Source organism: Mesorhizobium sp. WSM4833 (genome assembly GCF_055811095.1).
The window spans coordinates 75,296-100,795 of the sequence record NZ_JBVVQG010000016.1 but is presented as its reverse complement, the minus strand read 5'-3'; the positions used below and the strand labels follow the sequence as shown (position 1 = coordinate 100,795).

Below are 25,500 nucleotides of genomic sequence, written 5' to 3'. Positions count from 1 at the left end.
GGTGTCAAATCTGGAAAAAGTTTTACAGGATTGAATCTAGCCGCGTAGATCGCCCGCATCCGCCAGAATCCAATCCTTGCTCACTGCCATATGCACTTTCGATCTCGCTTGAGTATCTTGGCGGCGAGCCTGGTTCTCACGGACCCCGTTCCGGGGCCGGTTGTTACGGACGTGAAGTGAGGGTCATAACCTCAATCCAAAACCCCATCAAAGCGTCATTGGTGAACTGGTGCCCGCCGAACACGGATCGTGACGAAGCTGAACTGGCATTCGAACTTTTTCGCCAGTTGATGCATCTTAAGCCCATGGGCTACGAAACTCATATCGTGCCGAGTGATGCCGAACTGGCCCTTGCCGCTCGGGGCGGCGATTGTGGTTGCCTCGGCCTGCTGCTGGAACGTCATCGCGCACGGCTCTATGCGATAGCGCTGAACATGCTCGGCTATGGGTCGGACGCCGAAGATGCTGTGCATGAGACTTTCCTGATCGCGCTGAGGCGCATCGGCGAACTCAAGGATCCGCAAGCCGTCGGTGGCTGGCTTCGCACTGTGTTGCACCGCTGTTGCCTGCAACAATTGCGTCGAAGACGACGCGAGATCTTGACCGCCGACATTCCAGACCGCCCAGACGAACGCGCAAGCATTGAGGAGCGGCTGGAGAAAGTCGCGCTTCGCGAATGGGTTTGGGACGCCCTACGCAAGCTTCCCGAGCCGCTGCAGGCTACCGCCATGTTGCGCTATTTCGGAAGCTATCAGTCTTACGAGGAACTGGCCGCCATTCTGGGTGTCCCGATTGGGACGGTTCGCAGTCGTTTGTCGCAAGCCAAACGCAAGCTTGCCGAGATGCTGCTGGAAACGGCGGGCCTTGCCGACACAGAGGCTCGCTCGCAGTCTCGCGAGCGCCAGCGATTCTACTCCGAAATTTTCAATGGGCTCAACCAGCATGGCGAGCGTGACCGCTTCCTTGGGCACTTTGCAGAGGACCTGCATCTTGTCCGCGGGACGAGCAAACCAGTGCTGGGTCGCTCATTCCTTGCCTGGGAAGTCGACGCCGACACGGAAGCCGGCGTCCGCCTGGAACCGCAGCGCATTCTCAGCGCCAGCCAGGTCACTGTGATCGAGGGACTATTCGTCAATCCGCCGGAAGACCCTTTCCACTGCCCGCCGGGTGTCGTCCTGGTGATCTTTCAGCGAGACGGCAAGGCCCGACGCTTGCATCTTCATCTTTCGCCGCGTCCGCCTAGAATCGAGGACGACTGATCGAACTTTTTCTCCCGTCCGTGACTCCTTACAGCACGCGGGCATCATCTGGCCCGGACGCAAATGGTTCCAAAGAGGAGAGAGATCATGTTCGCCTTCGCAGTTTCCCATGTTGCTTCCATCGCACACCACGGCGAGCTCGGGCCCAGCCGCTCGCGCCGCCTCCTTCACACGGCGTTCGCATCGACTGTCGTCTGCGCCACATTGTTGTCATCAGGCTTAGGCTGGGCCGGTCAGGCTGAGGTCGACGCCACCTATAAGGACGTCGAGCGGACGCTCGGCTCGGTGCCGACCTTTCTCCATCAGGTTTCAAAAGCAGCGCTGCCGGGCGCCTGGGCAGAGGTGAAGGCTCTGCAGTTCTCCAGCGAAACCGCCCTGCCGCCGAAGGTCAAGGCTCTGATCTCGCTCGCCGTCTCCGCACAAATTCCCTGCCAGTATTGCATCTGGGAAGACACCGAGAGCGCAAAACAGGCGGGCGCAACGGAGGACGAGATCGAAGAGGCCGTCGCTATCGCCGCTCTGTCACGGCACTGGAGCACGATCTTCAACGGCATGCAGGTCGACTTTGAGACCTTCAAGAAGGATCTCGGCGGCGACGCTCAGGCTGCCGCGCCTGCCAAGTAGCGCGAGCCTTGTCGGCACATTGTCGGGATTGGGGCCAGGCCGCGGCAACCGTCGTCGGCATCCGCGGACCGGAATAGGGAGTGGAATTCTCATTTTATAGGGAGGTAAAGATGCCAATAGTCTTCGGAGAAACCGTCAGCACAGTCAAAGATATCGTGTCCGCGCTAAAGAAACACGGTGACGCGGTGCGTGGCACCTATCGTGCCCGCTACCGCTTCGACCCGCAATCAGGCGATCCTTACACAACACCGCTACTGGAGCGACCGGCGAGCCTCAAGGACAATTCGCCGACCGCCGTCTTTCCCTGGGAGCAGATCTTTGCCGCGGCGGCTGTGTGCGCCGGCTCGGATTATCCGATGCTGGCAGCGCATGCGGGAGTCGATCTTCGTTCGGTCGATTTCATCGCGGAAGGCGTGTTCGACCCGCGTGGCGAGTTCGACGGACTTGATGGGCTCACGGCGCCCGTGGACGCCCGGCATTGCTACGTGTCCCTGCACCTCAGCGCGACCGTGTGTTCTTCGGCGCCCCGCGCCGATCTGGAGAAAATTCATGAGCGCGCGATCTCGCACAACATGGTGCTTGGCGCCCTTAGAGGAATTCCCATGACCAGCGAATTGGTGATTCACCAGGCGTGATCCTTGTCGCAGAACTCGCCCGCTGGGCGGTCTGTGGCTTAGTCCCGCCGGTTGCGGCCGGCGGGCCAAATGTGCCTCGTGCACGTTTGCGCCACCACGATCCTGGCAATTTCGCGGGGCGATCTGCTCGAAAGGCAACGGATGGCGGCCGACAGCAACGAGCCGACTGCCCGCTGCAGTAGCGCGCTGCTCGCCAAGTGTTATAGCGCGGAAGGGTTCGGCATTGCGAATCCCGTGACCGCCCCGGCCATCGATATGGCGCAACACATTTCGATACTGGATCGAACGGTGCTTTCGCCCTCTATTTGAAACTGGCGATGGGCAGGAATTTCACCGCGGAGCCGGTGAAGCGGCGGTGATCGGACGTCCGTCCCCGCGGTTGGAATCCATCGAGATAGACATGCTCCGGCGCCGAGCGGATGAAATTGGCGGCAATCATGGGCGCCCCTGTTGATGCGGCCCCACCGGCAATAGCGCGATCTGCCTCGGAATCGGGGCGCCGCTGGACACGGTCGGCCTTGGGGTTCGTCCTGACGCGATCTTCTGGCTTTGACGCAGGCGCCGCGATCCGCTCGCCGGCCAGCCCGTCGTCGGGGTGATGCATGGCCAGCAAGACACCGATGGCATCGCCAGATTTGGCTGCTTCCAACTGGCGCGTCGGGCTTGACTGGCTTTCCGGCCGCCATGTCGGCAATGGGATGTTGAGCGCCATCATCTCCGGCGCGACGCTCGTGGCAGCGGCATCGGCATTCGCGGCGTCCGGCTTGGCAACGGCCAGCTCGGCCTGCGCCGTGGACGCGCCGGCGATTGCCAACGGTGCGGTTTCTGGGGTGGGAACGGGTGCCGTGAACTCGGCGCGCGGTGCGAAGGCCGGCAGCGGCACTGAGCCCGGCGCCATCGCCATGACGATCGCTTCAGGCGTCTTCCCCTTCTGCCCGGCAAGCGGTTCTTCGCCTGGATCGCTGGCAGCAATCTGGATGTCCGCCCGCTGGGCATCCTGCGGCGGCACGATAGCGATACCCTGTCCGGCCGGTCTGGGTTCGACGGACCTCGCCGGTTTGCGTGGCGCCGGCACCGCTTCCGCGACATCGTCGGACTCGTCTGCGCCGCCCCCGCCCAAGAGCGTCGCCAGCAGGCCACGCGGCCTGCGTTGGCCGCCGTCGACGCTTGCCAGCTCGATGTTGGGCGTGCCGGCGCCCTTGCGCGATTTGTAGGCGGCAAACGCCTGCTCATAGCCGGGCAGCGGTTTGCCGTCGCTCGGCACATGCAGTGTGTTGCCGTTCGGAAATACCCTGGCGAGTTCCTGGCGGCTGATGCCCGGCCAATGCCGCACATTGCCGACATCCATGTGTATGAAAGGCGAACCGGAGGTGGGGTAATAACCCACGCCCCCGCCCTGCATTTTGAGGCCGATGTCGCGCAGCTTCTTCAGCGGCACATCCGGCAGGAAGAAATCCATCGCGCGGCCAACCATGTGTTGGCTCTCCCGGGCCACGCCCTTCGAGCGGCTGCGCAGCATTGCGTTCGTCGCCGGCGAACGATAGGCGCTGACCACATGGATATAGGCTGTCGAGCCGCTGGCGCGATAGGCCTGCCAGACAAGATCGAGCAGGCGCGGATCCATCTTCGTCGGTTCGTTGCGACGCCAATCGCGCAGCATGAGATTGATCTTCTTCAATCCCGCCGGATCATAGCGCCCATTGCGCTTGAAGACGATTTCAGCCTTCTCGCCCGTATGGAGATGTTGAATCCTCAAAGCACGCGTCTCCGCGAACGCGCCGGTAGCGCACAGGCAAAGGAACGCTGCGATGATAGCAGGCAGGGTCCAAAGACGGGAAGCACCGGGGGTGTTTTGCACGTTTTCGCTCACGTTCATGCCTTGCACGTTCTTTTGTTTCGGGCGATTTAGATTTCCGCCCAGATCAGGAGCCTTTCGGCCCTCTTCCTGACAAGCATGGGTCTGACCGGCGAAGACGGGCATCCATGCCACAATACGTCATGTCGATGAATAGCATCTTGGTTAATGAATCGTGTCTTGCCGGGATGCGCTTCGGCTGGATTTGCCTGTGGCAGCCATTTTCTGAAGCAATGAACCGCTGATCGGGTCTGCCGGCACGAGGGCCGCGCCATCCCATGTACCCGCCTCGCCCTCGCAAATGCAGAGGACGATCGTGCGGCAACAGGGATGTTGGAAACTGGTGCTGCGAGAGAGGATTGAACTCTGGTTTTACCTATAAACATCAATGGCTTATAAGATGTTTTGTAACATTGTGACGGACCATGGAGTGGACTAAAAATGTCCAAAACGGAACTCCAAAGGCGGCGACAATCTTGTGGTGCGCATCGTTCGACCGCGGAATATAAGGAAATTTGAAGCGCGCGGACTAGATGCCGGCGAGCCAACGGATCATGTTCGCCATCAGCTTGCCGTAGACAGGCCATCCGAGAAAATCCTGCGAGAGCCAATGTGGGCCGATATCGGTCGCCCAGGCGACGGTGCGGCCGCGGCCATGGCTGCGAACGGCCAGGAGCGGCCAATCCTTGCCGCGATAGTGGCAGGTCGCAAGCAACTGCGACGAGCCGTCGCGCCTGAAATCCAGCTTGTTCATGCCGAGGATCGGCGGCAAAGGCCCCTCCACTCCCTCAAAGATCGCATGCGACGATTGCAGGATGGAGGCCTGCAATCCTTGCGGCACCTCCATGCCGTCACAAGATGGCAGGCAGCGAACCGGTAGCACGTCCTCGACCGGCGTGTCGTGGAACCGCGCCGTCCCAAACATGCCCTGAAACCCCATATAGCCGCCGGCGAGCATCAACCCGCCACCGCCTTCGACATAGGCCTTGAGCACGTCGAGCCGGTTGACACCGATGCGCCCGGCGCGCGCCTCCGGCGTCACCAGCAAGGTCAGCGCGCCGACATCGGAGATCACCACCGCCTGATACTGAGCGAGCGCATCGAGGTCATAGGGAAATTCGGCCGCACAGCGATCGCCACCGATCTGCGTCACCGCGATGCCCTCTGCGGCAAGCGCGGCGTTGAAGGCCGTTGCGCCATTCACCCATGTCGCACTTGTCAGCACGTCGCCGCCAGCAGCGACCGACGTCGTCGCCGCGAAGGTCTCGCCTGCCAGCAAGAGTTTCATCTTCGCCCTCGCATTGTTCGACTGAAGATTGGGGGGCGGACGCCAGTTCGCACCGCCGCTCGCCAAGCCTTGGGAGGCTTAGAACTTGAACTCGGCCAGGTTTTCCGGCGTAACGATCTTGGCCGGGCCAAGGATCAGTTCGCCGCTGGCCCCTATCGTGTATTCGCCGAGCCTGCCTGCGGTGAACTTCTCACCTTCCTTGCCGGTGATCTTGCACTGCGCCAGCGCCTGGGCGGTCTGATAGGTCAGATAGCCAAGATCGGTGACATTCCACCAGATATCCTGCGCGGCGCCGTCCTTGATGTATTTCGAGATCAGCGTCGCCGGCGCAAGGCCGGTCAGCTTGACCTTGCCGATCATACCGGCTTCCTCGAGGGCACGCGCAGCCGCCGGCAGACCAATGCCTGCTGGAACGATAATCGCCTTGAGATCCGGAAACGCCTGGACCAGCGCAAGCGCCTGCTGCTGGTTGACCTGCTCGCTTTCCTCGCCATAGGCGACCTGCACCAGCTTCATCTTGGCGTATTTCGGCTCTGCCGCCATCCTCGCCTTCATGAAGTCGATCCAGGCGTTCTGGTTGGTCGCCGTCGGCGTCGACGACAAGATGGCGAACTCGCCTTCGCCGCCGCTGAGGTTGAATGCGCTTTCCAGCATCATTTCGGCGAGACTGTCGCCCTTCACCTGGTTGACGAATACTGCGCGGGCATCGGCCGCTACGTCAGAGTCATACGAGATCACCCGAACACCCTGTTGAGCGGCACGCTTCAGCGCAGGCGCAACGGCGTTGGCGTCGTTGCCGGCAATTGCGATGACGCCTACTTTCTGCGACACTAGGCTGTTGATGAATTCGATCTGTGCCTCGGCCGTCGCCTGCGACGGGGCGACCTGGGTGGCGGTGCCGCCAATCTCCTTCGCCGCCTCTTCAGCGCCGCCGAAAGCCACCTTGAAGTAGGGATCGGTGTCGAGCTTGGGCAGGAAGCCGACGGTTACCGGTTCCTTGGCGCATTCCTGGCTGTAAGCCAGCGAGGCCGGCGCAAGTAGAACCGCGGATGCGAGTAGGGCTAATCTAAACGCTTTCATGATGTCTCCTCCGTCAAAAATCGGGTTTGAAGGAAGGGGCCCGAGATCACCCCTTGGTTTCGCGCAGGACGCGCGATCTTGACAGCCGCTCCTCCAGGGAGCGCCAGTAGTTGGAGACCAGCAGCGAGCCGATCAGAAGCAGGCCGATGATCATGCCTTGGGCGTCGCCGCCGATCTGGTTGAGTGCCAGCACATTGCGGATGATGGCGATCAGCAGCAGCGCCAGCATGACGCCGGTAAGCCGGCCCTTGCCGCCAAAGACGCTGACCCCGCCGAGCAGCACGATGGTGATCACGTCGAGCTCCATGCCGAGCGCGTTGTTGGCGCGGGCATTGGACAGGCGTGCGGTGTAGACGATGCCGGCAATCGCTGCGACGACGCCGGAGACGACAAACAGCTTCAGCACCATCTTGCGTGTGTCGATACCGGAATAGCGAGCCACTTCCGGGCTGCCGCCAAGGGCGTAGATGCGCTTGCCGGTCGGCGTCTTCTGCAGCACGACGGCAAAAATGGGCGCCAACGCCACAAAGGGCACGATGGTCCACGGTATCTCAGTGCCCGGCAGATTGTTGATGCCGAAATCGACCACCGCAGGCGGCAGTATGTTGACCGAACCGGTGCCGAGCAGGATGTAGCCAATACCGCGATAGAGCGCCATGGTGCCGAGCGTCACCACCAGCGACTGCAGTCCCAGCCCTGACACCAGGTAGCCGTTGAAAGCGCCGAGTAGGCCGCCGAAAACAAGCGTCAGCGGGATGGCGGCCAGCGTCGGCAAGCCGGCCTGGACAAGCAGCCCAAAGATTACGGATGTCAGTGCCAGAACCGATGCGATCGACAGGTCGATCTCACGGGTAATGATGAGCAGCGTCATCGGCAGGATCAGCAGCGCCTTTTCCGAGGCGCTCGCGGCCAGCTGCGAGAGATTGAAGCCGGAAACGAAATTCGGCACGAAGATCGCCGCGTAGAGGAAGACGGCAAGGCCGGAGACCGCCAGCAGCAGGTCCCAGAAGTCGATCGAGCGCAGGAATTTCTTCATCTCGCCCTCGCTTGTCTCGCCTGATCCGCGCGCCGCACGATGAAGGTGTCGATGCCGATGGCGGCCAGGATCACCAGGCCGTAGACGCCTTGCAGCCACAGCGGGTCGACACGCACAAGTGTCAGGCCGTTCTTGATGACCAGCAAAGTGAGCGCCCCGAGGATGATGCCGAGCAGCGTGCCCGAGCCGCCGCGGATGGCGACGCCGCCGACCACCGCTGAGGCGATCACGGTGAGTTCGAAGCCGAGCGCGACGCGGGCATCGATGGTGGCGTAGCGCGAGGCCCAGAGCGCTCCGCACAGGCCGCCGAGCAAGCCGGCCATACCGAAGGCGAGCAGGATGCGCCGGTCAACCGGGATACCGATCAGCCGTGCGCCGTCCGGGTTGGAACCCGTGGCAAACAGCTCGCGCCCGGTGGCGGTGCGATAGAGCAGGACGTAACCGGCGCACAGGATGACAACAGCGATCACGACGATCAACGGCACGCCGGCGATCTTCAGACCGGTCATGTCCAGCCAGGCCTGCGTGACCTCGTCGGCGCTGACCTGATCGCCGGCCGCCCAGATCGAATTGAAGCCGCGAAAGATCGACATCGAGGCCAGCGTGACGACGATGGCCGGGATCTTTCCTCTGGTGACAACGAGGCCATTGAGCAGCCCGGCACAGCCGCCGACAGCGCAGGCGGTGATCAGACCCATACCAATGTCGAGGCCTGGATAGGCTTGAACCATGCTGGCGGCCATATAGGCGGAAAGACCGATCACGGCGGCGATCGACAGATCGATGTTGCGGGTGATCAGCACCAGCATCTGCGCCAGTGCGGCAACGATGAGCAAGGCCGCATCCATCGACACAGCAGTGAGGTTTGCCGCGCTCACCATGCGCGGGTTGATGATGGTGACCGGAATGGCGACGGCCAGCATCGCGGCGAGCAGGCCAAACTCGCGCCGCTTAAGGAAATCGAACGGTCCTTTTGTCTTCTCCTCGCGGGCGGCGCGTTCCATCTGCATAGTCTGGCCGGCGCGCTCGTCAGTCCTGGTCGCTGCTTCCAGCACTTTCTCCTGCGTGGCTTCGCCACGTGAAAACGCGGCCGTCTGGTGGCCTTCGCGCAGCACGACGATGCGGTCGCACATGCCGATCAATTCAGGCATTTCGGACGAGATCAGCAGGATCGCCATGCCTTGCGCGGCAAGGTCGGCGATCATCGCATGCACTTCCGCCTTGGTGCCGACATCGATGCCTTGCGTCGGCTCGTCGAGGATGAGCACGCGCGGTTCGGTGCGTAGCCACTTGGCCAGCACCACCTTCTGCTGGTTGCCGCCCGACAATTCCTTGACCGGCTGCCCGTAGCCGGAAAAACGCAGCTTCATCCGCTTCAGCCAGTCCGCAACAAGGTCGATGGCGCGATCGGTGCCGTAGAGGCCGCGGGGCGCGGCCTTGTCGAGGACCGGCAGCACCGCATTGTCGAGGATGGAGAAATCCATCACCAGGCTCTGGCCCATGCGGTCTTCCGAAACATAGGCGATGCGTGCATCCATGGCGTCGCGCGCCGAAGCGAACTGCACGGGCGTGCCGTCGATCAGGATTTCGCCGGCATCCGGCTGGTCGATGCCGAACAGCACGCGCGCGATCTCTGTCCGCCCACTGCCGACCAAGCCTCCAAGCCCGAGCACCTCTCCAGCGTGGAGTTTAAGGTCGATGTCAGAAAAACCGCCTGCTCGGGACAGCCCCCTCGCCTCCAGCACCAGTGCGCCGATGGCGTGATTTCGTTCCGGATAGAGGTCGGTCACTTCGCGGCCGACCATCATGCTGATGGCGGCTGCGCGGCCAAGCTCTGCCTTCGGCTTGACGCCGATGAGGCGACCGTCGCGCAGCACGGCGATGCAGTCGGCGATCCGGAAGATCTCGTCCATGCGGTGTCCGACAAACATCATCGCTACGCCATGCAGCCTAAGATCGGCAACGACGGTGAACAACCGCTCAACCTCGCGCTGCGACAGGGCCGCCGTTGGTTCGTCCATGATCAGCACCCGCGCGTCGAGCGACAGCGCACGGGCGATCTCCACCAACTGCTGTTCGGACGTGCGCAACGTTCCCAACCGCGTTTCGGCGGAGATGTCGAGGCCGACCGTTGCTAGCACCTTGCTTGCGCCGTCAAGCATAGCGGCGTTGTCGATGCCGCCGAAGCGGTCGCGCGGCATGTGGCCAAGATAGATGTTCTCCGCCACCGAGAGATCGGGAAACAGGCCCGGATGCTGGTGCATGACCGCAATGCCGGCAGCCTGAGCGGCGTGCGGCGAATGGAGAATCACAGGCTTGCCGTCGATCTCGACATGGCCGCCGGTAGGGGAATGCACACCGGCCAGCAGCTTCACGCAAGTGCTCTTGCCGGCGCCGTTCTCGCCAAGCAGTGCCAACACCTCTCCGGAGCGCAATTCAAAGGACGCGTCCTTGAGGGCAATCGTGCCGCCAAAGGCCTTTGTCGCTTGAACCAGGGCCACGGGGACACACACGTTCCTCTTTACCCTGGCATCGGCCTGGCTATGTGTGCCGGAGTGCAGCACCTCTCCTCCCAGATGATTGTTATTTTTTCAATTTGCTATATTAAATGGTCCGAGACCGCAACCAGAAAATTGACTTCTGTTGGTCTGGCAAGCACTGTCGCGTCGAGCACAAGCGCGGACAGAAGGCCTCGATTGCAGCAACTTCACAGCTGCGGGCAGCCGAGCAGGCGCCGCGCGAAATAGATGGAGGCGCTGGTTTTGACTGGAAAAGGCAGTAATTCCGTTAAGGTTCGGCACTACAACGAGCGTTTCGTGCTTGATGCGATCCGCCGACTGAAGGAGGCTTCCAAGTCTGACTTGGCCCGGGCGGCAAACCTGACACCGGCCGCTGTGGCAACCATTGTCGACGGGTTGGAGTCGTCTGGTTTCGTAAAGCAAGTGGGAAAAAGGTTCGGGCAACGCGGATCTCCTTCCACACTCTACAGGCTCACGCCGGAGCGCATCTACAGCGTCGGCATCAAGATCGGCCGGCGCGCGCTGGAGTCCGTGCTTGTCGACTTTGCTGGCGAGGTCCGCGCCCGCGCCTCGCATGAATATCGGTTTCCAGATCCCGATCTGGTGCTCAGGGCCGGAAATATGTCGCTTGCCAATTTTGACAAGGTGGTCGCCGGGCTTGGCGATGCCAGCATTGTCGGCGTCGGCATCGCTTCGCCCTATTTCCTCGGCGGCTGGAGCGAGGAGCTAGGCTTTCCCGACGACCTTGGCAGCCGCTGGGACGCAATTGACCTGACGACATTCTTCGCCACGAGGCCGAAGACGCCAGTCTTCGTGGAGAACGACGCGTCGTCGGCTGCGCTGGCCGAACTCATTCAGGGGGCCGGCGCACGCTTCCGCGACTTCATGCATATCTCGATCGACACTTTTGTAGGCGGCGGACTTGTGCAAGGCGGCAAGGTCCACACCGGGCCACACGGCAACAGCGCCGCGCTCGGCCCGTTGCCGGTATCGCCTTCGAGCCTCGATTCGGTGGCGGCCAAGCCGGCGCGCTACCAGAGCCTGCTGCATCGTGCCTCGATATATGTGCTGGTTAATCATCTCAAGTCTCGCGGCATCGAGATCAATCGCGTGAGGGAACTGGATCCGCTGCCGCCTGGGGCGCGCGAGCCGCTGTTCGAATGGATCGAAGATTGCGCGAGCGCGCTGGTCGAGGCAATCATCGCCATCACCTCGGTCGTCGACATCGAAGCGATCGTTCTCGACAGCATCCTGCCGCGGCCTATCCATCTCGAGCTACTGGCGAGGGTGCAGACCCAGTTCAACCGGACTAGCGCCCTCGGCATCGTGGCGCCGGAAATCGTGTCGGGGCAATTCGGCCCAGAGGCGTCACCGATTGGCGCGGCCATGTTGCCGTTCTCCGCGCTGCTGGCGCCTGACAGCGGCGTGCTGATGATCGGCAAGGACAGAACAATGTTGCTAGGTAGCCTCTCGAGGCTTGCCGGCCAAAGGTGACCACCAAGATGCTCACTGTCTGTGTGCAACGTCGATGGGCTAGACGGGTGCTGCGAGAGCGGATTGAGCTCTATGAAATATTAGTAAAGTAACCACTTGGCAGGATTCTGGCGCCTGTTTCCGCGCTTGCCGGCTTGCGCCCAGCGAGGTGACTCCTGGGCTTCTGTCATATGGTGGCGCCGAATGACCGCAATTTTTCACAGATAAGTCGTCAATTGATATCATTGACTTTCTGATAATAATCTTCCATTTTAACACCTGTCCATTCTGTGGAAACTCGTCTTTTCATTCTATTTTTTATTCGCACACATATCTTTGGCGGATCCCAGCAGAGTAGAAATTTTTCTTTTATTCCTAGTGCAGCAGTTATGTCTTTTACTCATGTGAGGGAATACTATGCTTAGGCTGCATGCAGAAATCGCGGCTCTGTCAAATGACAATCCAGCCGGCTATATCTCCACTGATTCCTTCGCCCGCCTGACCGTTAATCGCCTCGTTGAGACCGCCAAACTTCTCAAAGGCAGCCAGCTCGTGGCAGGCAACGGCGACCTGAGCGCGACATTGAATGATGTTGTGTTTGCCAACAGGGCAGCAATCACGCTGACTCAGGCAAACAACCCGGCCTTCCCCGACCGCGAGCTTGACATTCTGGTCAGCACCACTTTCGACGTCTTCGTCGACATTTTCATCACAAAGGACCCGACGCAGATTATTTCGACGGTCCGGATGCAGGTTCAGGACGCACGCGCACACTTGCGCGCGGAAAGCAATCTGCTGGTGATCGAGGGCTGCGACTTCAAAAGCCAACGCCGGATAGTGCGCACGCCCAATGCAGATCAACTTCTTCAGAACGCAGGGATCGATCCGCTCGAGGCAGCCTATGTGGAAGGACATATTGGCTATGGCGTGGTTTCCCAGGCAGTGGCCATGTCTCTTGGGCAGCGTAGCGAGATCAACCTCGCCACCATTTTTCCGGCAGTCGATTTCGGCACCTCAATAAAGCTTGTGATTTTGGCGGGCGGCAATGCCCTCGGCATCATTCCAACCGATGGAGTTACCATCATCAGGTCTGCCCATTGCGAATGCGAGGAAGGCCCCGATTTCGAGGTCGACGACACCACGGTTACGAACATCGCAACTCCCAATCCGGGCCCGAACGATGAGGTTGGCAGTATTAAGCTCGGTGGGCCCATTGCTGACAATAAGGATCCGATGATCGATTTCGGACAACGCGTGCCATTTCATAGCGGTGTCGCAGGCCTTTATGTGCCCCAAGCCTTCGCCGAGGCTTTAACCATCGATGTCATGCCGGCGATCAAGATGGCGGTTTCGGACAGGGGCACCATTGGTTACCGCGCGGAGGCGACCGTCGGCTTCAAGAACTTCAAGGTGAGTTTCGACACTGCGGGCGGTGGCATATTGCTCGATATAGATCTCGACATCTCGGTTAGCGCATATTGTGACTTCGAGTTGTTCAAGGGATTTCGGGTTCCCATCGGCTGGGCAATTGTGCAGCCGGCAAACGGGACACAAGCGAGCGTCCAGATTGGCTTCTATCCGTCAGTCGACAACTCCGGCACCGTCAAACTCAAAAGCACTTTGCGCAAGTCGGACATGGGGTCCTATGTGGCGATCGTCATCGGCATCGGGACCGCCCTGAAGATAATTGGTGTCACCGCTTGGATAGGTTTTCTAATCGATGTTGTCCTATCAGCGATATTGAGCAATGGGTTGCCCCGTGCGCTGAAGAAGGAACTGGGGAATTACATCGGTAAGAAAGAGTGGAAATTGATAGAAGGCGTGCCGTTATCTCATCCTCTCGATCGATGGAAGTTCAGCGCACCTTTCGATGTGGTTGCAAACAGCATTTTGACAAGCTTTGAGTTTCGCGCGGACCCCAAAAAAAAATAGTTAGATCCGTGGCTTCTGGTTCCACCGAAGCTGGCCAACTAAGGCCACCTCAGGGCGCACGGCAGGGTTTGAACCTTTCAGCAGAACCGGTGCAAGATCGCCGATCTGCACCCTCGCGACAACATCGACATTCAGAGCTTCATTTGGGTCGTAAGAGCGCTTGCGATGGCGAAAAGCCACGACCGCAAAACGACTTCGGCAAACGCGAGGGTGGCCTGGCGATGCCCGGCTCTTCGGGTGGTTTGGGAATGCTCACGCCATCAAATAACGGCCGAGCTCATCTCGGCGCATTCGACCTTGAGTTACCAGCCGGCTGAGCGTTCCGGGAACAGAGGTTAACTTCATGGCCGGATTGTCCTTTTCGAGGATGTCTTTGACCTCCGCTGACGATAGAGGTCGCGGACTCTCTGAAACCGCTCGAAGACAGAGTTGCAGGATTTGTCCGTGTCCGGCTCTCTGCGATGTCTCGTTTAGACCAAGGAATGCCTCAAGCTGTTCCTTCTTCGCTTCGAGCGCTTCGATCTCGTCATTCACACGCTCAAGTTCCGCCGCCGCTTCGTCGCGCATCGCGGCTTCTTCGGCAGCAATCCGTTCTCGCTCCTCGGTCAGGCGTCGCATCTTCTCAGATAAAGTTTCCATGTTAGTCCTGTCAGGCTGTCGCGCGAGAAATGGTATCTATCACGTCACCTTGTAGGGAAAGCAGACGCTTTTCGATTAGCTTTTCACGAGCAGCCACGAATTCAGGTAGCATTCTTAAGTCCCACAAAAGCTGGTCTTCTGGGATCAGGTGGCGGTTGAGAAACGAATGGTCCCTCGTCTGAATCCATTCTTCAAATTTCTGATTGGTTTTGATGAGGTTGTCGTGCGATGTGAGCAGCTGCAAGTTCCCTACCCTGTCTGCTGTTTCAAGAATTTTATCGACGCGGGATGATGGGATATTCATTGCCATCAAAGTGCGCCGATTGATGAGCGACTTAGGGAATATATGGTCGAGGTGATGGGGGACTGCTCCCCAGTTCTTTTCATCGTAGAGAAGCGATAGCACGAGAAAAGTCTGCCTCTGCTCGTATTTGATCTCAATGACGTTTGCGAGCGATTCAGCGTTAATGTTGGCAGCCCGCTTTCGCTGTTTGGTCAGCGCCGAATAAAGCTCGGTGAGCGGGAATTCCTTATCCAAAGTCAGCGATGAGTGGATTGTGTTGCGCGACGCTCCGATGGTGCTGTCCGAATTTCCGCCGAAGACCCCGTTCAACAATGATGATATCAACCATCGCCTTATCCGCTCGACGTTGCGACTATCAAACGCTGTGGTGCCTTCCAGCAAATCCGTGTCGATCTTGTAGAGATAATAGGCGATTGGAAGCAGAGCGTTCAAACTGGTCAGGGTCTCACGATCGATGCCAAACCGGTTCACGAGCAAAAACGTCCGCCGCAACGCCGCTTTGATGCGGGGCCAGTTTTTCCGCATGATCTCAAGGTTGTGGTTGGTGAAGTTTTTTACCTGATAGACGTGATCCAGGTCCGACAGTAGCAGGCATGCCTTCATCACGAAGTCTTTGTTAACTTCGTTCTTCCGATCTAGCCGGGTGTTGAGCATTTCAACGAAGCTGTGGATCTCCTCGCGCGCCGAAATGTCCGACCACTTTGACGAGATCATCGACAGCATCAGGTCCGATTTGCTGAGCTTCGTGCCGCCATCATTTGCACGCACGAAAATTCCCAAGACACGATCATAGTCCTGATCCTTCTCTGTGTAGTAGCAGATGATCTCATCCTTCCACACCATGCGGTGGAGCCGGTCGAGATTGCGATTGACTGTCTTCTCATCCAACCGTGAAGCCGTTTCTGGTAGCTTGTCGACCAAGCTGTCCTTGTATTTGTCGAACGCGTCATCGCCGGGGTAATTTAGGATTTCGCCAACCTTGATCCAGAATCTGCCCGGAACAGACGGCGGAGTGTTTTCGAAAAGTTCGAAGCCGTAGGGGTTTTCGAGGCTCTCTTCGGCATCATCGTCGGTCACCGACTGGGTTGGGTCTGTGAGAAGGTCGATATAAAGGCGTTTGCGCTGCCATGCGGATGGGCTGTCCCAGCGCTTGTTCTTAGCTTTCACGGTAAAGGAACCCCGCAAGCCGATTAGAAGCGAGGTCAGCCGCTGCTGGCCGTCCAGCACGAGAGTGACATCTCTGCCATCGGTCTCGGCGATCTCGTTGTGGACTTCGCCATAGCGGAAATTCTCAGCGAACTTGTAGATCTGCCAGTTCGGCTTGTTCTCCGGAGCCACATCCCAGAATAGGAATGAACTGATCGGATAGCCTTTCATCAATGAATCGAACAGAGATAGCACCTGCTCCGCATTCCAAACAAATGGACGTTGGATGGCGGGCAAGAAGTAAGACCGATTTATCTTATCAATCGTGCTCGCGACTGTTGTGGCAGTGTAAGGCATTGCTAGATTGATCCAATGGAGCTGTTTGATTTCCGGATTTCACCGGCGATCTGGGTTGAGCGTATGATGAAGCTGCCGTCGAGTGTCGTGGGCTCTATTAGACGAGCGCATTGTGGACGCGTAAGGGTGATACCAGCTGAAGCTCTTCGCGGTTGAACGTATCCGGATTCAGGATGGAAACGACATCCCGATGCACGTCGACGACATCATCCACTTCGACCATGTCGCCTGGGTCATCACAGGAGAAAATAACCTGATTTTCAGAGTCTGAAATGCAAATACCAAGAATTATTTTGAGGCAAGGAACCTTCCACACTTCAGTTACGCGAACTAAAATTGAGCCTATGCTATTTTTGGATCTTGCAGATATCCCTCTAACAGCAAAGCCCACTGAGCCGGCAGCCTGCGCAAGCCGCCTTGTTCGCGTCGCGCTGTTGAATACGTCTGGCATAATCCGGTTAGACGATATCTTATTGGAGCGGGTGTCGGTGCAACCATGTTTTGGCCAATCGCCGCCAAGATCGTCAAAAAATACACGAGAGCCAAATGCGTTTTGATAGAAGTAAACCCTGGCACCACAGACCGGACAGTGGGCATTTGGGTTTACTAGGCAAGCGGCTTGGCGCCTCTCAGTGACAAAATAGTCCCGAAGTAGATTCCTTTCGAGCTTATGAGGCTCCTCACGAATCGCTATCGACGCCGCGTAGCCGCCGCCATACCCACCGCCAATACACCAACCACAAGTGCAACTAGAGTAATGATTATGGCCTGTCACAACTTGCGTTCCACTAAAGCGGCGAAATCGGAGTGATCCGGATGAGTTAGCCACAACCCCATATTTGTCATTCGAGCATGTGGCTTTCAACAACCTCTAATAGTGCCGTTTCGTAGCGAAGAGTCCTTTCGTGTAGCCAATCCGCCATTCCTTCCCAATTTTTCTCGTCAGACGTTTCTATGAGAAGCTTCTGGCTAAACGGGTATTGGCGACCAATTGGAGCCCCGAGCCGGGATTCGAGCAATGTCCTGAAGGGCTCTAACCGATCCGCAGTCTGGGATGTCTCGTAGCCGCGCCCATTGCGAACGAAGATCCCTACTCCGTCGTTAGCGAACCAACGGGAGATGACATAATCGCTGTTCGGGACATTGTGCCATCGTGACCTTCCGCCGCCGCTTGGCAGCCCAGTATCGTCGAAACGATGGGCATAGTATTCCCAAAAAGCTCTGCGCATAGCTGCTGCTGGGCTAGCCTCGCTGCTCTGTCTCACTTTTTCGCCAACATATCGATCCCACCCGTTCGGTCTCTCTACCACCTCAAACAAGGGAGCAAGCGGCGATTCTCCAATTCGAACCACTCGCAATTTGACGGCGAAGAACGAAAAGGGTTCGATAGTATGTTCGTTGAGCCAACGTATTGCAGACAAATGCGGCTCGCGGAATGAGGGGGCTATCCAAACCATAACCTTCGCTTCGAGTCCGGCGAGGTAGGTCATGATCTGGCCAAGGTGCGCATGATCGCTCTGCTCAAGTTGGTTTTCTATCAGCACGAGTTCTCCCGAGGCTGTGTCTCGGGCGAGAATATCGGCGGCGAACCTGTCCACAGGCATCTCGGTCCCTTCAAGCTCTAGTTTTAGCCCAAGGGCTTCCTCCAATCGGTCGAGGTTAGCGGCCAGCCAAGGTGTGAGCGAGAGTGCTTCATGTTTCCAAGCTTCCCTCGCTGAGACGTCGCTCAGACGACCGAATTCGGATTGATATGACATAATCTTCTTCCTCGCACGCCTATTGGAACAAAGCGGACTTGGAGCCCACTAACGTGGACACTAAAAGCCCCCGATCCAGCCTGGTATTCCGAGCCTCGCAAGATGTCTCAGGAACCAGGATGCATGCATGACACGCTGCTCCGTGGAGCGGTCGCTCATCAAGGTCCGTTCCAGCGTGGTGATCGGCGCAAATGGGGTCGTTTGAGCACAGCTCCAGCCCGTGCACGGCCTTTGCCAAGATTTTGGGCATGTGCTCGGCCATGCCGCTTAGGCCGCCAAGGGTGCCCTGCGCGCCTGCGGTCGAGGTGTAGATCAGGATCCCGAAACGGTCGGACTGCCCAGCTCCACTTGCGTATATTCGCTCCTTCAGCGAGGAAATCGGGTATCCGCACTCCATTGCCAACTCGGCCATGAGCGCGTGCGAAAGCGAGTGCAGTGCCCAATAGGCCACACCAAGGTGCCTCGGAGGCCGATTGAAATTCGCCGCTTCATGTGCCTCGCCGCGGTGTAGCTCATCAGCACGGACAACGACGTCAGCTCGGTCGCGCCATTCACGGATGTAACCGGGGTTTATGTGAAGGAAAATGCCTTCACCAAATTGCTCAATGGCCGGTAGCCACCTTACCTCCCGGCTCAACGGGGCTCCATCGACGTTAAGTTGGATTTCATCGAGTTCACTCTCGGCCGACGTCGGCGGCGGCTCCAAGCGCGTGAAGCCGTAGAGGCACGTGACTTCGCGCAAACGGCTGACCTTCACGATCCCGGTCAGGAACTGGTCCCAGGGCGGCGACAGGCTCAAGATAGCCCGATCAAGCGTCTCCGCGAAAAGGAACGCTGCTGCGTCGTCATACCCAATTATCGGTGCGCCTGACGCCAACGCGTCGAATTCTGCAATACGGGGATTGGTCGACGAGCCATCGCTGTCATCTGCCATGGTCGCTAAGGCGTTGATTATTTCTTCGTCCGAGAACGGAGCAAATGGCTCTTTGGTCTGCGGCAAAGATCTCAACACCTGAACGAAATTCGGCAAGCTTCTGAGAGACTCAACGGTTTGCCGATGCTCCTCGATGGTCTGCCTGACACGATCATCAGTGCGGGTTAACGAGATCACTGTCACCGTCTGCGCGAAATAGGTATTGGTCGCTGACCGGGGGAGTAGTCGAAGATCCTCATCGCAGCTATCACCTGAAATATACCTCGGCATCAACCACGGGCTGAAGGCAGCACATGTGCCGAGGAACTTGGGTTTGTAAAGGTCGGCCATCGTAACGCGGGCGCCACATGTGCATTGCACGGAAATGTCCGACGGATCTGAACTGACCCCGCGTTCGACCCAGAACATCGGCTTTCGACAAGCCCTGTCGCCGCCACGATGCGCCAGCCCCCGCCAGTCGACATCCTCGAGATGTCCCTTGGCACAAGCTCCGACAAAGCGGATTGGATTCACTCCCAGTCGCTTGCCACTGACCGGATCCGGGTAGCTCAGCCTGTCGCCGCGAGTTTGGAGATGCTCGAACTCGACCATGCGCCGCCGCGTCTCGGAGGTAGCTGGCGTCTGCCCAGCTGCTTGTGGTGGTTCCTCGACCGTGAACCACGTCGGAAACACCATGACGTCCACGCCGGGCCGACGGTCATCGTGCCGGTCCTCGTCTTGCTTCGGCGGCGGGCGCAGCCCCTCAAATTCCGGCCCAAGTGCAAGTTGTTGGCGCAGCAGCGGGACTAGCCGTTGCTCCTCGATCGGCAGCCATTGACCGCCGTAGTGCCATCCTTGCAGCCCGGCAACGACCACGGCATGATCAGGTAAGTCCAGCATCGCGCCGGGGCCGTAGGTCAGCAAAAGTTGCGAGAAGCTCTGTGTGGTGTCGGGCATTGTGCCTCGCCTAAAAGGATTGTCCGGTCGGTGTCTTGAGGCGCAGAAGCGCCACAGGCTCAGTATCGCGCATCGAGCGTCCCGCAATGAAAAGCCGGCGCTCAGGCGCCATGTTTACCTGCTGGCTCTGTGGGTCCTGCAAAAGGCGTCTGACTGGTTGCTCGTTCGCATATTTGAACGGATCGCCTCCACTGGTTTGCGTGTCGACAATGGCGATCCAGGCGTCCTTTAGCGCGTCGAGGCGCTGGAGGCAGCGATCGATCTCGGCTTGTGTCGCACCGCTGACGATCATCTTGCTGCGAACGGTAGCAACAACCGCGAGAAAGGCTTGGTCGAACTGCCCGAACCTGCTGGCCGCATCGTTCGGCGTGAGCGCTGGTTCGAAATGCCGAATCCCAGCTACCATGGTGGCCGCAAGAGCTCGGTCTAGAGCACGTGTGGAGAATGGCGTCACGCTAGTCGCTTCCACTGCTCGATAGAAGCTCTTGTGGAACGAACGGAACTGTTCGTAGTGCATGCGGTCGCGCGGCTTGTGCACATTCAGCAGCGTAACCACCAGGCCTGGCTTGGGCGCCTCGCGACCGACGCGGGAAGTCGCCTGGATATACTCGGCAGCGGTCTTGGGCTGGCCTTGGACGACCATGAGACCGAGCCGGCCGATGTCGAGACCCACCGAGATCATGTTGGTGGCGAGGGCGACGTCTACTGCGCTCTTCTCGCTTGCTGGCCGCCCAAGTCGCGTGCGGGCCTCGGAGACTTTGTCCGTGCTGTAGCGCGAAGTTAGCTCCTGAATTTCCCGTAACTGGCGATTGGCGAAAACCTGTCCGACAGGCTGCAGCCGCACACGGCTCGACCCGTAGCTGCCCAGATGAGCCCGCACCTCGTCGTCGACGATACGCCGCGCGCCGCCCAGCTCGCGCAGAGCGTTGAAGTAGCAGAGCGCCGTCAGATATGGATCGGCAGGATCGATCGCGCCGCCGCTTGCCAGGGCCTCCGCTCCGGCCAGAAGCGTTTGAAGGGTCCTAAGGAATACGAGCTTCGGTCCTCTTCCCGGCGACGCGACACCGACATAGAGCCGCGAGGGCGACGACGTGTCCGCCTCGGCGAAGAAGGAGTCGTGGCGGCTAATTCCCGGCGGGGGAAATATCGCTGTGCTCGTGCGCCCGAAGAGGTTCTTGATCTGCGCGCTGGCCCGCCGCACCGTCGCCGTGGATGCTACGATCTTGGGGCCGCGTGGAAGATCATTGATCTTGCGGGAAGCCAAAAGATCGAAGGCGGTTTCATATAGTCCAGCGATCGTTCCAAGCGGTCCAGAGATCAGATGGAGCTCGTCCTGGATCACAAGATCGATCGGCGGCAACGGCGCTGGAAGCCGCGTGCCGGCATTCGGTTCGGCAGCGCCATAGAAGCCCAAATCGTCATGGCGGGTGACATTGCCGAAAAAGGCGCCAGCGCCGCCTACCCAAGGGACGTTGGCAAACTTGTCGATGGTGGCGATCATGAATGCCGGCAAACGCCGATAGATTTCTTCGTCGACCACGACGATCGGCAGCCTCTCGGCGCTGGAGAAGTCGCAATCGATATTGTCGCAGCGAATATCGAGGCGCTTCGGGTCCTGCTGGTTGGGGTGAAGGTGGAACGCATCCGGCTTGAGTTCACCGCCGCACCAGGGACAATTCTTGAGCGGCGCCGGTGCAGGACCATGGCCGCTGCGATAGCTTCGCACCCACTGGATTGCAGAACCCTGTGCCGGGGTCCTGGAGTTGCCGAAGCTATTCGGCGTCGCACCACCACCGACCCACAAGCCGATCTCGATGGGCCATTGACCAAGGCGGCCATGATCTCGGCGTTCGAGCTCGAGCGCGCAAATCAAGCCTGCCGCACGCTGCAATTGGTCCAGCGTCAAGAGCCGGAGCGTATACCGCATCACCACTGACAGACCTGCGCCGTTCAGGCCAGAATTGGACAATCGCCGCCGCGCAATCGCAAAGGCACCAAGGCCAAGGTAGGCCTCCGTCTTGCCGCCGCCGGTTGGGAAGAACAGCAAGTCTACTGTGGCGCGATCCTGGTGGAGAGGGTCGACGAGTCCGTCCAGGTTGAGGAGGACAAAGGCGAGCTGAAACAGGCGCCAACTGGGCGCGGTCTGCTGGCCCGGCTTCCTCCCGTTCATGGTCGAGCTACGCTGGCGGTTTGCGCGCGCCATGGTGCGATTCATGATAGCGAAAGCTTCGCGGCTCACCGGATCGGCGGTCAGGCGGTCGATACCGCTCGCTATGCGCCCCCTTGCGACCTCGATGTCCTTGAGAAGTTGGCGCGCAACCTCCTGGCGCTTCTGACCGTCGATCTTGCCAACCATCGTGGCTTGTTGCGCGGCCCAAGCTGCGTATGCAGCCGGCAACGACTCGAGTGCGGCGCGCAGGCTGTCGGCGCCTTCGGCTGCCTCGGCCAGTGCCTCCATGCCTCGCATCACACCAGGGAGGTCTATGTCGGCGCCGAGCTTTTCGACGTCCTGACACGGGATGGGCGTGGTGAACACGGTTGTAGCCGGGCCGTCACTACCCCTCGCATCCCAGTCGCCTGAGCTGTTGTGGCCGGTCGCGTAGGAAGCAACGTCGCCGTAGTGAAGGTCAGACAGTCGCTCGTCGAACTCTTCGGCGTCATACGAGGCGCGGTCGTCATTAGGCTCGAACCCGAGCGAGGACTTTAGCTCCAGACGGGCTTGGAAGCAGAAAGCCAGGTCGCCATAGCGCCTAAGGGCTTCGGAACGCCTGTTAACTAGAAAGACCGAGACGGCAAGGAGGTCGCGTCGCCGGCCATCAATGCCTGCAGTGTGTGTCGGCCGAACGGAAACCGCAAGTTCAAGTCCACCCCCGGGATAGGCGGGCGCTGCACTTTCCGGAACGAGATACCGGTGGAGGCCGTGCTTGAGCGGGATCGACACCCCACGCTCCCGGGGAAGGCGGCGCCACTGCAGGCTGCTGCGAGCAGGCTCGTCGAGCTTGCGCTTCTCCTTGGCAGCGGCCTCGCGCTCCTCTGGATTCACAAGGGCGGAAGCCAAGGGCGGCTCGGTGACATAGTCGCCCCAGGTGACCCGCGCCTCGATTGACGTGGCCTCGCGCGACAAAAGCACTGTAAGCCCGATCGACGAGGGTTCAAACGAACGGCGTGGCGGCGGCTCGGCAGGGCCGGCGTCCTCGCCGGCCCCAGGTCGGGGCGCTCCCTGCTCGAGCCCTTCGGTCTCTCGCTGCGTTTCGAGTGCGAATTCGGCTTGCTGCTCCTCGGCAAGCTCGGCGCGCTTTTCGATGACCGTCTTGCGATGAGGCGCAAGGAACCCGGTCAAATACCAGGTGGACGGGCTCGTTCCCTCCAACACCTCATATGCGAGATCCGGATCGAAGTCAGGGTGTGGGCCGACCAGATCACGCCGAAGCATTTCGACCAACCTCTCACGCACCTCGACGGGTGTGGTTGGCTTGGGAAGGATGCTGAGCCGATCCTGCACCGCGGCTGTGGCGCTACTCGGTGGATTCGTGTTCGTCACCTTACTTCCCCTCCCGCTGCGCCAGTTCTGTTAGCGCCTTTTCCAGCCACTTCTGAGTATAGGCCATCTTGAGTTCGATCCTCGGCTGGAAGCCGACGTCACGCAGCAGCCGCTCGAGCGACACTAGGCGATCCTTCAAGCCCAGGCGGATGCCGATGCGGAGGCTCGCCTTGTCTGGGCCGCATAGAACCCAGGCATCCGTTCGGCTGACCGCATGAGCCCAGAGCGCCTGCTCTCCTGCATCCAGAAACCCGATCCCCGGGTCGCGTGTCAGCGCTTTGGCGAATTCGGCGTCCTCGACTGCGTGGACCGCTTTGAGCGTGGCCGTCAGCACCTTGCTGTCAATCTGCTCCTCCGGCCTGCGCCGCTGAAAACCAGTCTGCGTCTCGACAAAGCACACGCCTACCGTTTCCAACGCGTAGCCGCCAGCCAACGCCTTCCACGCGCTGACCCGCCAGCACTCGATGATGACGTTGGTGTCGACGAGGACTGGACCGAAGTGGCGCGCCATATCGACATCACAACTCGTATGGTGCTTCCACGCCGTGGGCGGCGAAGAGCTGCGCGAAATCGTCGATCGCGATATCGAGGATCGAGGCAATCCGGCGCATCGATGTCTTGCCCTCATCCAGTGCTGTTGCAACTATCTGCACGAACGGTTTCGAGAAGAGTGGCGGCGGCACCTGCTTTCCTGGCCTGCTCTTGCCATTGTTCCTGACGCTGTCGTCGGAAATGGTTTCATTCTGAGCGCGGCTCAGGCGGCCCATGCCGAACAGCCTCCATCGCAAGGCCTGAGAGGTCACCAGCAACTCGTCGGCCACTTCATTGAGACGGTCGGTCAATGCCTTCTCGGTCAGCTGACCCCAGTTGCCGAACCGATCTAGCACCGCCGACGGCATCAGCAGCGCAGAGGCAAAGTTGTCTGCCAATTGCTCGACGCGGTTTCGCTTTATCGGCCTTGCCTCCTCGATGTGCTCGGGCGGCATCTTCTCCCAGGTGAGAATATGGAAGAGTTCATGAGCGAGGTCGAAATGCCGACGACCGGGGACCTCGTTGCGATTAATGAGCACGACGTCCAGCTCGGGCAGCTGGCAGGCTGCGCCAGACACCCCCTCGATCGGGTCGACCATCAACACCAGCATTCCGAGCCGCGCCGACATAATTTCGGCCAGCTGGCGCGCCGGCACGTCTCCCAGGCCGAACTCAGCTGCAAAGCGCTCGCCGGCCGCAATCGCGTCATCGTAGCTCGATTGCTTGGTCAGGCTCAGCGTGGGTCGGATCAGCGGCGGCTGATGGCCCACCTGACGTCCGAGCGTGCGGAACGCCGCAATGAACCGGCCGGCCGCCTCTTCGTAACCTCGGAGCCTGTCACTATCTACGCCAGTCTGACGCCAGGAGAAGCGCCCCTCGCCAGCGAGCAGGAACGGGTCGGTGAAATAGTCGAACCTGACTCCAAAGATCTCGGCCGCGCGCAGCAGCTCGTCAGCAGCCACCCGACGCTCCCCAGTCTCGATGGCGGAAAGCGTCTGCCGGTCCCTAAAACCGAACGCTCGCGACAGATCGTCCTGTGATAGCTTTCGATCTTCCCGAAGGGCTTTTATGCGCGCGCCGATGGTTGTGTTCATGTGAGCCCCCAGCGCCTATATAATCTTGCAAAATTCAATTTGCAAGATTTTCTTGCAAGCTCCTACTTGCCGAACGCGAGCCCCAAGAGAACCGCAACGAGTGAACCGAAAAAGCTGGCTACGATCGGCACCCACCAGCGCCAATCTGTGTGCTGCTCGCGCGCCTTGGCGTGGAGCTCTATCGCAATATCAATCAGCGTTCTGATCTCTTGATCGGGCACCCGCGGACGCGAGACGAGCATCTTATCGGCCTGCGGCAGTGCATCGAACTCCGCTTGGCTCAACATTCTGCTCTCCTTTCGAAAGAAGCGTCGTGGCAGCGCCCGACGCCAGAGCAGTGCATAGTGGCCTTCGTAGTTGGGTGATCTACGAAAAAACTCAGGATGCTGCTCGAACACCGCTTGCCAGTGTTGACCCTTTGTTTTGTCGCCCGAAATGCCTTCTGCCCAGTCTTCGCAACGTAAGCTGGACCGCTCGTTCATCGACATGAATTGCATGGCAGCAATCACGTCAGCCAGACGACCGGCAAGTAGATACGGTGACATTCTCAACGACATCCT

Annotated in this window: 18 protein-coding genes; 5 read left to right on the top strand and 13 right to left on the bottom strand. The window is 59.5% G+C overall.

Features of this window, described 5'->3' with window-relative positions:
* Nucleotides 1–176: 176 nt before the first annotated feature.
* The 3 genes from AC0L2D_RS26470 to AC0L2D_RS26460 all read left to right on the top strand — a co-directional run bounded on the left by AC0L2D_RS26470 (nt 177) and on the right by AC0L2D_RS26460 (nt 2,518).
* Entirely contained in the window at nt 177–1,259 is a 1,083-nt protein-coding gene (locus tag AC0L2D_RS26470; protein WP_275953984.1) for an RNA polymerase sigma factor, read from the top strand.
* Between the two features lie 87 nt (nt 1,260–1,346).
* Nucleotides 1,347–1,883, top strand: coding sequence for a carboxymuconolactone decarboxylase family protein (locus tag AC0L2D_RS26465; RefSeq protein ID WP_024504783.1), 537 nt, complete (start codon nt 1,347–1,349; stop codon nt 1,881–1,883).
* A 110-nt stretch (nt 1,884–1,993) separates the two neighbouring features.
* Nucleotides 1,994–2,518: an OsmC family protein gene (locus tag AC0L2D_RS26460; protein ID WP_473543144.1), complete on the top strand. Its 525-nt coding sequence runs from the start codon at nt 1,994–1,996 to the stop codon at nt 2,516–2,518.
* Nucleotides 2,519–2,819: 301 nt separating this feature from the next.
* On the opposite strand, the gene AC0L2D_RS26455 is transcribed toward AC0L2D_RS26460, so the two are convergent.
* From AC0L2D_RS26455 to AC0L2D_RS26435, 5 genes are all read right to left on the bottom strand, one after another.
* On the bottom strand, nt 2,820–4,394 hold the full coding sequence (locus AC0L2D_RS26455) for a peptidoglycan L,D-endopeptidase MepK (protein ID WP_473543142.1): 1,575 nt from the start codon (nt 4,392–4,394) through the stop codon (nt 2,820–2,822).
* Between the two features lie 508 nt (nt 4,395–4,902).
* The gene (locus AC0L2D_RS26450) at nt 4,903–5,661 is read right to left on the bottom strand and encodes a glutamine amidotransferase (RefSeq protein ID WP_473543140.1); all 759 of its coding nucleotides are present in this window, start codon (nt 5,659–5,661) and stop codon (nt 4,903–4,905) included.
* A gap of 78 nt (nt 5,662–5,739) precedes the next feature.
* A complete protein-coding gene (locus AC0L2D_RS26445) occupies nt 5,740–6,741 on the bottom strand; it encodes a rhamnose ABC transporter substrate-binding protein (RefSeq protein ID WP_473543138.1) in 1,002 nt (333 codons plus the stop codon).
* Between the two features lie 46 nt (nt 6,742–6,787).
* Complete coding sequence (locus tag AC0L2D_RS26440) at nt 6,788–7,777, bottom strand: ABC transporter permease (protein ID WP_473543136.1); 990 nt, start codon at nt 7,775–7,777, stop codon at nt 6,788–6,790.
* A complete protein-coding gene (locus tag AC0L2D_RS26435; protein WP_473543134.1) occupies nt 7,774–10,278 on the bottom strand; it encodes an ATP-binding cassette domain-containing protein in 2,505 nt (834 codons plus the stop codon). The genes AC0L2D_RS26440 and AC0L2D_RS26435 overlap by 4 nt, the downstream gene beginning before the upstream one ends.
* A 246-nt stretch (nt 10,279–10,524) precedes the next feature.
* Between AC0L2D_RS26435 and AC0L2D_RS26430 the strand changes: the two genes are divergently transcribed.
* Together AC0L2D_RS26430 and AC0L2D_RS26425 are read left to right on the top strand one after the other, a co-directional pair.
* Nucleotides 10,525–11,790 carry an ROK family transcriptional regulator gene (locus AC0L2D_RS26430; protein ID WP_473543132.1) on the top strand — a complete coding sequence of 422 codons (1,266 nt, stop codon included), beginning with the start codon at nt 10,525–10,527 and terminating at the stop codon, nt 11,788–11,790.
* Nucleotides 11,791–12,186: 396 nt separating this feature from the next.
* Nucleotides 12,187–13,701 (top strand): hypothetical protein, encoded by a 1,515-nt coding sequence (locus AC0L2D_RS26425; RefSeq protein ID WP_473543130.1) that lies wholly within the window; start codon nt 12,187–12,189, stop codon nt 13,699–13,701.
* Nucleotides 13,702–13,953: 252 nt separating this feature from the next.
* Here AC0L2D_RS26425 and AC0L2D_RS26420 read toward each other — a convergent pair whose 3' ends face one another.
* From AC0L2D_RS26420 to AC0L2D_RS26385, 8 genes are all read right to left on the bottom strand, one after another.
* Nucleotides 13,954–14,340 carry a hypothetical protein gene (locus AC0L2D_RS26420; RefSeq protein WP_473543128.1) on the bottom strand — a complete coding sequence of 129 codons (387 nt, stop codon included), beginning with the start codon at nt 14,338–14,340 and terminating at the stop codon, nt 13,954–13,956.
* Nucleotides 14,341–14,350: 10 nt separating this feature from the next.
* Nucleotides 14,351–16,147: a DUF262 domain-containing protein gene (locus tag AC0L2D_RS26415; RefSeq protein WP_473543126.1), complete on the bottom strand. Its 1,797-nt coding sequence runs from the start codon at nt 16,145–16,147 to the stop codon at nt 14,351–14,353.
* Nucleotides 16,148–16,989: 842 nt separating this feature from the next.
* Nucleotides 16,990–17,904 carry a hypothetical protein gene (locus AC0L2D_RS26410; RefSeq protein ID WP_473543124.1) on the bottom strand — a complete coding sequence of 305 codons (915 nt, stop codon included), beginning with the start codon at nt 17,902–17,904 and terminating at the stop codon, nt 16,990–16,992.
* Nucleotides 17,905–17,923: 19 nt separating this feature from the next.
* On the bottom strand, nt 17,924–19,774 hold the full coding sequence (drmB, locus tag AC0L2D_RS26405; RefSeq protein WP_473543122.1) for a DrmB family protein: 1,851 nt from the start codon (nt 19,772–19,774) through the stop codon (nt 17,924–17,926).
* A gap of 10 nt (nt 19,775–19,784) precedes the next feature.
* Entirely contained in the window at nt 19,785–23,315 is a 3,531-nt protein-coding gene (drmA, locus tag AC0L2D_RS26400; protein WP_473543121.1) for a DISARM system helicase DrmA, read from the bottom strand.
* Nucleotide 23,316: 1 nt separating this feature from the next.
* Nucleotides 23,317–23,826 carry a hypothetical protein gene (locus AC0L2D_RS26395; RefSeq protein WP_473543119.1) on the bottom strand — a complete coding sequence of 170 codons (510 nt, stop codon included), beginning with the start codon at nt 23,824–23,826 and terminating at the stop codon, nt 23,317–23,319.
* A gap of 7 nt (nt 23,827–23,833) precedes the next feature.
* Nucleotides 23,834–24,940 carry a helix-turn-helix domain-containing protein gene (locus AC0L2D_RS26390; protein ID WP_473543117.1) on the bottom strand — a complete coding sequence of 369 codons (1,107 nt, stop codon included), beginning with the start codon at nt 24,938–24,940 and terminating at the stop codon, nt 23,834–23,836.
* Between the two features lie 62 nt (nt 24,941–25,002).
* On the bottom strand, nt 25,003–25,485 hold the full coding sequence (locus tag AC0L2D_RS26385) for a hypothetical protein (RefSeq protein ID WP_473543115.1): 483 nt from the start codon (nt 25,483–25,485) through the stop codon (nt 25,003–25,005).
* Between the last annotated feature and the right edge of the window lie 15 nt (nt 25,486–25,500).

Bases quoted from the DNA above. Each gene is read 5' to 3' on its own strand.
- AC0L2D_RS26465 (WP_024504783.1), top strand. From the start codon at position 1,347: ATGTTCGCCTTCGCAGTTTCCCATGTTGCTTCCATCGCACACCACGGC.
- AC0L2D_RS26460 (WP_473543144.1), top strand. From the start codon at position 1,994: ATGCCAATAGTCTTCGGAGAAACCGTCAGCACAGTCAAAGATATCGTG.
- AC0L2D_RS26455 (WP_473543142.1), bottom strand. From the start codon at position 4,394: ATGAACGTGAGCGAAAACGTGCAAAACACCCCCGGTGCTTCCCGTCTT.
- AC0L2D_RS26450 (WP_473543140.1), bottom strand. From the start codon at position 5,661: ATGAAACTCTTGCTGGCAGGCGAGACCTTCGCGGCGACGACGTCGGTC.
- AC0L2D_RS26445 (WP_473543138.1), bottom strand. From the start codon at position 6,741: ATGAAAGCGTTTAGATTAGCCCTACTCGCATCCGCGGTTCTACTTGCG.
- AC0L2D_RS26440 (WP_473543136.1), bottom strand. From the start codon at position 7,777: ATGAAGAAATTCCTGCGCTCGATCGACTTCTGGGACCTGCTGCTGGCG.
- AC0L2D_RS26430 (WP_473543132.1), top strand. From the start codon at position 10,525: ATGGAGGCGCTGGTTTTGACTGGAAAAGGCAGTAATTCCGTTAAGGTT.
- AC0L2D_RS26425 (WP_473543130.1), top strand. From the start codon at position 12,187: ATGCTTAGGCTGCATGCAGAAATCGCGGCTCTGTCAAATGACAATCCA.
- AC0L2D_RS26420 (WP_473543128.1), bottom strand. From the start codon at position 14,340: ATGGAAACTTTATCTGAGAAGATGCGACGCCTGACCGAGGAGCGAGAA.
- AC0L2D_RS26415 (WP_473543126.1), bottom strand. From the start codon at position 16,147: ATGCCTTACACTGCCACAACAGTCGCGAGCACGATTGATAAGATAAAT.
- AC0L2D_RS26410 (WP_473543124.1), bottom strand. From the start codon at position 17,904: ATGTCATATCAATCCGAATTCGGTCGTCTGAGCGACGTCTCAGCGAGG.
- drmB (WP_473543122.1), bottom strand. From the start codon at position 19,774: ATGCCCGACACCACACAGAGCTTCTCGCAACTTTTGCTGACCTACGGC.
- AC0L2D_RS26395 (WP_473543119.1), bottom strand. From the start codon at position 23,826: ATGGCGCGCCACTTCGGTCCAGTCCTCGTCGACACCAACGTCATCATC.
- AC0L2D_RS26390 (WP_473543117.1), bottom strand. From the start codon at position 24,940: ATGAACACAACCATCGGCGCGCGCATAAAAGCCCTTCGGGAAGATCGA.
- AC0L2D_RS26385 (WP_473543115.1), bottom strand. From the start codon at position 25,485: ATGTCACCGTATCTACTTGCCGGTCGTCTGGCTGACGTGATTGCTGCC.